The organism is Pseudomonas sp. PA-1-3F, assembly GCF_021609665.1.
GTDB lineage: Bacteria > Pseudomonadota > Gammaproteobacteria > Pseudomonadales > Pseudomonadaceae > Aquipseudomonas > Aquipseudomonas paracarnis.
In genome coordinates, this window is record NZ_WJZD01000057.1 from 19,152 (window position 1) to 27,342 (window position 8,191).

The 8,191-nt window shown below is 62.8% G+C and carries 7 protein-coding genes; 5 read left to right on the forward strand and 2 right to left on the reverse strand.

All coding sequences use genetic code 11. The features are described from left to right. Positions 1–189: 189 nt before the first annotated feature. On the forward strand, positions 190–2,391 hold the full coding sequence (locus GIV26_RS26335) for a heavy metal translocating P-type ATPase (protein WP_034125898.1): 2,202 nt from the start codon (positions 190–192) through the stop codon (positions 2,389–2,391). Beyond that, positions 2,388–2,789: a Cu(I)-responsive transcriptional regulator gene (gene cueR / locus GIV26_RS26340; RefSeq protein WP_003188242.1), complete on the forward strand. Its 402-nt coding sequence runs from the start codon at positions 2,388–2,390 to the stop codon at positions 2,787–2,789. Before GIV26_RS26335 ends, cueR begins: the two co-directional genes overlap by 4 nt. A 136-nt stretch (positions 2,790–2,925) precedes the next feature. On the opposite strand, the gene GIV26_RS26345 is transcribed toward cueR, so the two are convergent. Further along, positions 2,926–3,825 carry a PA4780 family RIO1-like protein kinase gene (locus GIV26_RS26345; RefSeq protein ID WP_014716761.1) on the reverse strand — a complete coding sequence of 300 codons (900 nt, stop codon included), beginning with the start codon at positions 3,823–3,825 and terminating at the stop codon, positions 2,926–2,928. A gap of 134 nt (positions 3,826–3,959) precedes the next feature. After that, positions 3,960–5,237, reverse strand: a complete 1,278-nt coding sequence (locus GIV26_RS26350) for an acetyl-CoA C-acetyltransferase (protein ID WP_236282820.1) — start codon at positions 5,235–5,237, stop codon at positions 3,960–3,962. Between the two features lie 113 nt (positions 5,238–5,350). Between GIV26_RS26350 and GIV26_RS26355 the strand changes: the two genes are divergently transcribed. The 3 genes from GIV26_RS26355 to GIV26_RS27185 form a co-directional block, all read left to right on the forward strand. Beyond that, complete coding sequence (locus GIV26_RS26355) at positions 5,351–6,703, forward strand: 3-oxoacyl-ACP reductase (RefSeq protein ID WP_054896414.1); 1,353 nt, start codon at positions 5,351–5,353, stop codon at positions 6,701–6,703. A gap of 2 nt (positions 6,704–6,705) precedes the next feature. Then, positions 6,706–7,554 (forward strand): MaoC family dehydratase, encoded by an 849-nt coding sequence (locus GIV26_RS26360; protein ID WP_236282822.1) that lies wholly within the window; start codon positions 6,706–6,708, stop codon positions 7,552–7,554. A 424-nt stretch (positions 7,555–7,978) separates the two neighbouring features. Then, positions 7,979–8,191 (forward strand): hypothetical protein (locus GIV26_RS27185; protein ID WP_268943768.1); only part of this gene is annotated, 213 nt, incomplete at its 3' end.

Here is an 8,191-nt window from a genome sequence, read left to right on the forward strand (position 1 = left end):
GCCTCATCGGACGCGCTGCGTCCCGGGTACAAGGCACTGCTTCAACGCCAGGGTGACGCGGAGCGTCACGGGCTGCATTCCCACGCAGAGCGTGGGAACGATCGGCGCAGAGCGTGGGAACGATCGGGCTTGACCTTCCCCACAGGTTAAGGTTGATCCTAGTGGCAACTTCTTCTGGAGGACTGCCCCATGAATGGATCCACCACCTTTGACCTGCCCATCGGCGGCATGACCTGTGCCAGCTGTGCCGGGCGGGTCGAACGCGCGCTGGGCAAAGTGCCTGGCGTGCAACGTGTCAGCGTCAACCTGGCCAATGAGCGCGCGCACATCGAAGTACAGGGCCAGATGGACCCCAGCGTGTTGATCGCCGCCGTCGACAAAGCCGGCTACACCGCCAGCCTGCCCCAAAGCGAAACCGCTACCGACGCCGATCAGGCCCGGCGCCTGCGCCGCGAGCGCTGGTCGCTGGTGGCGGGCATTCTGCTGGCGCTGCCCTTGGTGCTGCCGATGCTGGTAGAACCCTTCGGCCTGCACTGGATGCTCCCCGCCTGGATACAGTTTGCCCTGGCCACGCCGGTGCAATTCATCCTGGGTGCGCGCTTCTATGTCGCCGCGTGGAAAGCCGTGCGCGCCGGCGCCGGCAATATGGACCTGCTGGTGGCGATCGGTACCAGTGCCGGCTACGGCTTGAGTATCTATGAATGGCTCACAGCCGCCCCAGGCGTGACGCCGCACCTGTACTTCGAAGCCTCGGCGGTGGTGATCGCCCTGGTGCTGCTGGGCAAATACCTGGAAAGCCGCGCCAAGCGCCAGACCGCCAGCGCCATCCGCGCCCTTGAAGCCTTGCGTCCGGAACGTGCGATTCGCGTGCAGGACGGCCGTGAAGAAGACGTCGCCATCAGTGCGTTGAAGCACGGCGACCTGGTGCTGGTCAAACCCGGCGAACGCTTCCCGGTGGACGGTGAGGTGGTGGAAGGCCAGAGCCATGCCGATGAAGCCCTGATCAGCGGCGAAAGCCTGCCGGTGCCCAAACAACCCGGCGACGCGGTCACCGGTGGCGCCATCAACGGTGAAGGCCGCCTGCTGGTGCGCACACTGGCCCTGGGCGCGGAAAGCGTGCTGGCGCGCATCATCCGCCTGGTCGAAGACGCCCAGGCCGCCAAGGCACCGATCCAGAAACTGGTGGATAAAGTCAGCCAGGTGTTCGTGCCGGCCGTGCTGGTATTGGCGCTGATTACCGTAGTGGGCTGGTGGCTGTATGGCGCATCCCTGGAAACCGCCATCATCAATGCGGTGGCCGTATTGGTGATCGCCTGCCCTTGTGCCCTGGGCCTGGCCACACCGACCGCGATCATGGCCGGCACTGGCGTCGCCGCACGCCACGGCATCCTGATCAAGGACGCCGAAGCCCTGGAGCGCGCCCATGCCGTGAGCGCCGTAGTGTTCGACAAGACCGGCACCCTCACCTCCGGCGCGCCCAACATTGCGCATTTGGCGGCCGTGGATGGCGATGAAGCCCTGTTATTGCAACAGGCCGGCGCCCTGCAGCGCGGCAGTGAGCACCCACTGGCCAAGGCCGTGCTGGATGCTTGTCGCGACAGAGGCTTGGACGTGGCCGATGTGAGCGCCAGCCAATCCCTGACCGGGCGCGGCATTGCCGGTACGCTCGACGGTCGGCCATTGGCGCTGGGTAATCGCCGCTTGCTGGAAGAGACCGGCCTGGACGCAGGCGATTTAGGCCCGCGAGCCAAGGAATGGGAAGCCGAAGGCCGCACCTTGTCCTGGCTGATCGAACAAGGCGCGCAACCCCGTGTGCTGGGGCTGTTTGCCTTTGGCGACACGCTCAAGCCCGGCGCGTTGCAAGCCGTGCAACAACTCAAGGCGCAGCACATCAGCAGCCACCTGATCACCGGCGATAACCACGGCAGTGCACGGGTGGTGGCCGAGGCCTTGGGCATCGACGATGTGCATGCCGAAGTACTGCCCGCCTATAAAGCCGCTGCCGTGGCCGAGCTGAAAAAAACCGGCGTGGTGGCCATGGTCGGCGACGGTATCAACGATGCACCAGCCCTGGCCGCTGCCGATATCGGCATCGCCATGGGCGGCGGCACCGACGTGGCCATGCACGCCGCCGGTATCACCTTGATGCGTGGCGACCCGCGCCTGGTGCCGGCCGCCCTGGAGATCAGCCGCAAGACCTACGCGAAAATTCGACAGAATCTGTTCTGGGCCTTTGTGTATAACTTGATCGGCATTCCCCTGGCCGCCTTCGGCCTGCTCAACCCGGTACTGGCTGGCGCCGCCATGGCCTTGTCCAGCGTCAGCGTGGTGAGTAACGCCCTGTTGTTGAAAACCTGGAAACCCAAAGACTTGGAGGATCAACGCCCATGAACATCGGCCAAGCCGCCCGCACCAGCGGGCTAAGCGCGAAGATGATTCGCTACTACGAATCCATTGGCCTGCTGAAAACCGCCCACCGCACCGACAGCGGCTACCGGGTGTACGGCCACGACGACCTGCACACCCTGACGTTCATCAAGCGCTCGCGAGACCTGGGGTTTTCACTGGAAGAAGTCGGCAAGTTGCTGACCCTGTGGGAGGACCGCCAGCGGGCCAGCGCCGACGTAAAAGCCCTGGCGCGCCAGCACATCGACGAGCTGAACCACAAGATTCGCGAGCTGGGGCAACTGCGCGATACCTTGCAGGACCTGATGGAGCACTGCCAGGGCGATCACCGGCCCGATTGCCCGATCCTCAAGGAGTTGGCAGCGGGCAACTGCTGCGCCTGACAGACAGCACGCAATGATCGTTCCCACGCTCCGCGTGGGAATGCCGCTTTCGACGCTCCGCGTCACGCTTTAGGACGCAGAGCGTCCAGGGATGCATTCCCACGCAGAGCGTGGGAACGATCAGCGTCGCTGTAAGTTACTGCATCCAAGGCGGCGGCGGTGGCTCGTCCGGCACTTTGCTTGGTGGCGCATCATCCGCCGCGCGAATCGCCTGGCGACGCTCTTCATCCAGCCGCGCCGCTTCGATTTCGCGGATCACACCGCCCACATCCGCCAGTTCTTCCGGTTCGTCGAACTCACCGGTCAATACACTGGCCGGGTGCAAGGTGCCGGCTTCATACAGCGCCCACATTTCCTTGGCGTACTTGGTTTTCTTCAACTCCGGGGCAAAACGCCCGAAGTAGGAAGCCATGTTGCCAACGTCGCGCTCCAGCATGCTGAACGCATGGTTGTTACCCGCCGCATCCACCGCCTGGGGCAGGTCGATGATCACCGGGCCCGTAGGCGTGAGCAGTACGTTGAACTCGGAAAGGTCACCGTGCACCAGGCCGGTGCACAGCATCAGCACGATCTGGGAGATCAGGAAGGCGTGGTATTCGCGCGCCTGGTCCGGCTCCAGCACTACGTCATTCAGACGCGGCGCCGCATCGCCGTATTCGTCGGCCACCAGTTCCATCAACAGCACGCCTTCGAGAAAGTCGAACGGCTGGGGCACACGAACGCCCGCACCGGCCAGGCGAAACAGCGCCGCCACTTCCGCGTTCTGCCAGGCATCTTCGGTTTCTTTCTTGCCGAACTTGGAGCCCTTGGCCATGGCTCGCGCCTGGCGGCTGTTACGGACCTTACGGCCTTCCTGGTATTCGGATGCCTGACGAAAACTTCGTTTATTCGCCTCCTTGTAAACCTTGGCGCAACGCAATTCATTGCCGCAGCGCACCACATAAACAGCTGCTTCTTTACCACTCATCAGAGGGCGCAGCACTTCGTCGACCAGACCGTCTTCGATCAGGGGTTCAATGCGTTTAGGAGTCTTCATCAGCTTTTATTGTGGGTCCTGTATTACCAAACACGCGTGTGGAACTCGTTATACGGCAATCGGCTCGCCGGGGGGAGAGGCTACTGACCTCTGACCCCTTGAGAATGCATTCAATGGGCCAATTTTGTCGGCAATCAGCGTTCGATAATCGCCGTCACGCCTTGGCCACCGGCGGCACAAATGGAAATCAGCCCACGGCCCTTGCCCGCCGCATCCAACAATTTAGCCAAGTTGGCGACGATCCGCCCACCGGTGGCGGCAAACGGATGGCCCGCCGCCAGGGAACTGCCCTTGACGTTGAGCCGGCTGCGGTCGATCGACCCCAGCGGTGCGTCCAGGCCCAGGCGGGTCTTGCAATAGTCGGCGTCTTCCCAGGCCTTGAGCGTGCACAGCACTTGGGCGGCGAAGGCCTCGTGGATCTCGTAGTAATCAAAGTCCTGCAAGGTCAGGCCGTTGCGCGCCAGCAAGCGTGGCACCGCATACACCGGCGCCATCAACAGGCCCTCGGCGCCGTGGACGAAATCCACCGCCGCTGCTTCGCCATCGCGCAGGTAAGCCAGGATCGGCAGGCCGCGCTCCTTGGCCCACGCCTCGCTGCCCAGCAGCACCAGAGAGGCACCATCGGTCAGCGGCGTGGAGTTACCGGCGGTGAGCGTGCCCTTTTCGCTGCGCTCGAAGGCCGGCTTGAGGCTGGCGAGTTTTTCCAGGGTCAGGTCGGGGCGCAGGTTGTTGTCGCGGGTGAGGCCGAGAAAGGGCGTGAGCAAATCGTTGTGCCAGCCTTCGGCGTAGGCCGCCGCCATCTTCTGGTGGCTCTCCAGCGCAAGCTGGTCCTGCTCGGCACGAGGGATCTGCCAGGTCTGGGCCATCAGTTCGCAGTGCTGGCCCATGGACAGACCGGTACGCGGTTCGCCGTTACGCGGCAGTTGCGGCTTGAGGTGATGAGGACGAAGTTGTAACAGGAGTTTTAATTTATCTGCCAGGGATTTGCTGCGGTTGGCTTGCAGCAGGATCTTGCGCAGCCCTTCATTCACACCAATCGGTGCATCCGAGGTGGTGTCCACCCCGCCGGCAATGCCGCATTCGATCTGGCCCAGGGCAATTTTATTGGCCACCAGCAGCGCCGCCTCAAGCCCCGTGCCGCAAGCTTGCTGAATGTCGTACGCAGGGGTTTGCGGTGACAGGCGCGAACCGAGCACGCATTCACGCGTCAGGTTGAAATCACGGGAATGCTTGAGCACCGCGCCGGCGGCCACTTCGCCCATGCGCAGGCCGTGCAGGTTGTAGCGCTCGATCAGGCCCTCCAGCGCGGCAGTCAGCATCGCCTGGTTGCTCGCCGTGGCGTAGGGGCCATTGGATCGGGCGAAAGGAATGCGATTACCGCCAATGATCGCTACACGGCGCAATTGAGTCATGGAAAGCTCCCTCGTGGTGGTGGGTGGAATCATCAAGCCTAGCCTAGGCTCAATCGAACGACTGCCACCCCAGGGTGGTCAACCTTTGAACCCCAGCCTTCGGAGAGCGTTCCATGTCTGACCGTTATATCGACTTCGCCAACTCAAGCCTCGGCCATCGCCTGGTCGCCGCCATTGGCCTGCCGTCACCGGTACGCCTGGAACGCTGGCAAGCCGGGCGCCTGCGCCCGGTCGAAGGTGCGCTGCTGCTGGGCGGTGGCGCATTGGCTACCCAGGTGCTGGCATTTGCCAACCGACTCACCGACGCCGTCTACAGCTACGGCGCCGAAGCCTCGACAGCGCCCGCGTGGATTCCAGGACACGGCCCCAAGCTCAAGGCGGTGGTGTTCGATGCCAGCGGTTTGCAGCACACCGACCAGCTCAAGCAGCTGCGCGAATTCTTCCAACCACTGCTTAAAAACCTCGACCACAGTGCCCACTTGGTGATCCTTGGCCGGGCGCCGGAAAGCCTCAGCGATCCGTTCGCCGCCAGCGCCCAGCGCGCCCTGGAAGGGTTCAGCCGCTCTTTGGCCAAGGAGTTGCGCAGCGGTGGCGTACTGCAGTTGCTGTACGTGGGCGACGGTGCCGAAGGCCAGTTGGAGGGCGCGCTGCGGTTTTTCCTCTCGCCCAAAAGCGCTTATATATCGGGCCAGGTGATTCGCCTGTCAGCTTGCGACACACCGGTGCAAGACTGGACGCGCCCGCTGGCCGGGCGCAAGGCATTGGTTACCGGCGCCGCCCGAGGCATCGGTGCCTCCATCGCCGAAACCCTGGCCCGCGACGGCGCCGAGGTCATTCTGCTCGATGTGCCCCAGGCCAAGGCCGACCTTGAAGCCCTGGCCGCACGCCTGAATGCACGCACGGTGGCCCTGGATATCTGCGCCGAAGATGCCGCACGCCAACTGATCGAGCACCTGCCAGACGGGCTCGACATCCTGGTGCACAACGCTGGCATCACCCGCGACAAAACCCTGGCCAACATGACCCCGGAATACTGGGACGCAGTGCTGGCGGTCAACCTCAAGGCTGCGCAAGTGCTGACCAAGGCCCTGCTCGACAGCGGCACCCTGCAGGACAATGCACGGGTGGTGTTGCTGGCATCTATCAGTGGCATCGCCGGCAATCGTGGGCAAACCAACTATGCCGCAAGCAAGGCCGGGTTGATCGGCCTGGCTCAAGCCTGGGCGCCGCTGTTGAAGGAGCGTGGGATCAGCATCAACGCCGTCGCGCCAGGGTTTATCGAAACCCAGATGACCGCGCATATTCCCTTCGCCCTGCGCGAGGCCGGGCGCCGCATGAGCTCCCTGGGCCAAGGTGGCTTGCCCCAGGACGTGGCCGAAGCCGTCGCCTGGCTGAGCCAGCCGGGTTCCGGCGCGGTCAGCGGGCAAGCGCTGCGGGTGTGTGGGCAAAGTCTTCTGGGAGCGTAAGCATGCAATGGCAAACGTTGGACAGCACCCCACCTCTACTGCCGCTGTATTGGCGTGCGGCGCTCAAGCGCAAGATCACCGGCAGCTCACTGCCCGAACGTGGGTTGCGCTGCCGGATGCATATCAACCCCAGCGCCGTTGCCGCGTACCGCAAGGTGTGCGGTTTTGCTGACAGCCCGATGCTGCCGGCGACTTATCCGCATATCCTCGCGTTCGGCCTGCAACTGCAACTGCTGACGGACAAGAGCTTTCCGTTTCCGTTGCTGGGGTTGATCCACCTGCGCAATCGCATCCGTATTAATCGGCCGTTGGGTGGCGTGGGTGACGTGAGTGTCGGTGTCTACGCACGCAATCTCAGCCCCCATCCCAAGGGGGCCACCTTTGACATCGTGACGGTTGTCGAGGATGCCCTTGGGCTCTTGTGGGAGGGCGAAAGCCAAATGCTATGTCGGGGCGTAAAGGTTGAAGGCGAAGCTGCGGACAGCGGATCGCAGACTCCAGGAACGCTCACCGAACTGACGCGCTGGAAAGCCCCCCCTGATATTGGCCGACGCTACGCCCGAGTGTCTGGCGACTACAACCCCATCCACCTCAGTACCCCGACCGCGAAGTTGTTCGGTTTTCCCCAGGCCATCGCCCACGGGTTATGGAACAAGGCGCGCACTCTCGCGGCGCTGGCAGAACACTTACCGGCCGCCAATATTGAAATCGACGTCGCGTTCATGAAGCCGGTGCGCCTGCCCAATGAAGTGATATTGATGAGCAGCGCGGCCGGTTCCAGCGGGACGTTGGAACTCAAAGGCGCTGGGGATATACAACATATGCTGGGGCAGTGGCAGCCGACTGCCTGAAAACCCTGATTAATTGTATATATACACCCTAAGTTATAGCGGACCTTACGAGGTCCGTCTTTATTTACAACACTTTGATTTTACTAATATAAAAATCCTGAAACACCCTTCCATTACACCTTTGGTATTAGTCATTAAGCCGACGATGGCCGGATGTATATAAATCGTTAATACCAAGTTGAGCGTTGCGTGAAAGAGTGCCCTCGCCTGAGATAGCCACACGGACAAACCTATCGTTATCCGAAGAAGTAACGAAGGTTTGAAACAACCAAGGTTGTACCAGGTGCAAGGAACTCAATCATGAAAACTCAAGTCGTGTTTTGGAAAGCAAGTACCGCGCTGGCCCTGATTCTGGCAATGAGCCTGGGCGGCTGCAGCAGCGGTGGTGGCGGGCATAAATCCAGCGTGGCGGCGTCATCGCCGGATGCTGGTGCAGGTGCCGGAGGCGGTACTGGTGGCGGTGATGGCGGTACAGGCGGTGGTACCGGTGGTGGCACAGGCGGCGGTGACGGCGGTACTGGCGGCGGAAACGGTGGTGGCACAGGCGGCGGTGACGGCGGTACTGGCGGTGGAACCGGTGGTGGCACAGGCGGCGGTGACGGCGGTACTGGTGGCGGAACCGGCGGTGGCACGGGCG

Bases quoted from the DNA above. Each gene is read 5' to 3' on its own strand.
- GIV26_RS26335 (WP_034125898.1), top strand. From the start codon at position 190: ATGAATGGATCCACCACCTTTGACCTGCCCATCGGCGGCATGACCTGT.
- cueR (WP_003188242.1), top strand. From the start codon at position 2,388: ATGAACATCGGCCAAGCCGCCCGCACCAGCGGGCTAAGCGCGAAGATG.
- GIV26_RS26345 (WP_014716761.1), bottom strand. From the start codon at position 3,825: ATGAAGACTCCTAAACGCATTGAACCCCTGATCGAAGACGGTCTGGTC.
- GIV26_RS26350 (WP_236282820.1), bottom strand. From the start codon at position 5,237: ATGACTCAATTGCGCCGTGTAGCGATCATTGGCGGTAATCGCATTCCT.
- GIV26_RS26355 (WP_054896414.1), top strand. From the start codon at position 5,351: ATGTCTGACCGTTATATCGACTTCGCCAACTCAAGCCTCGGCCATCGC.
- GIV26_RS26360 (WP_236282822.1), top strand. From the start codon at position 6,706: ATGCAATGGCAAACGTTGGACAGCACCCCACCTCTACTGCCGCTGTAT.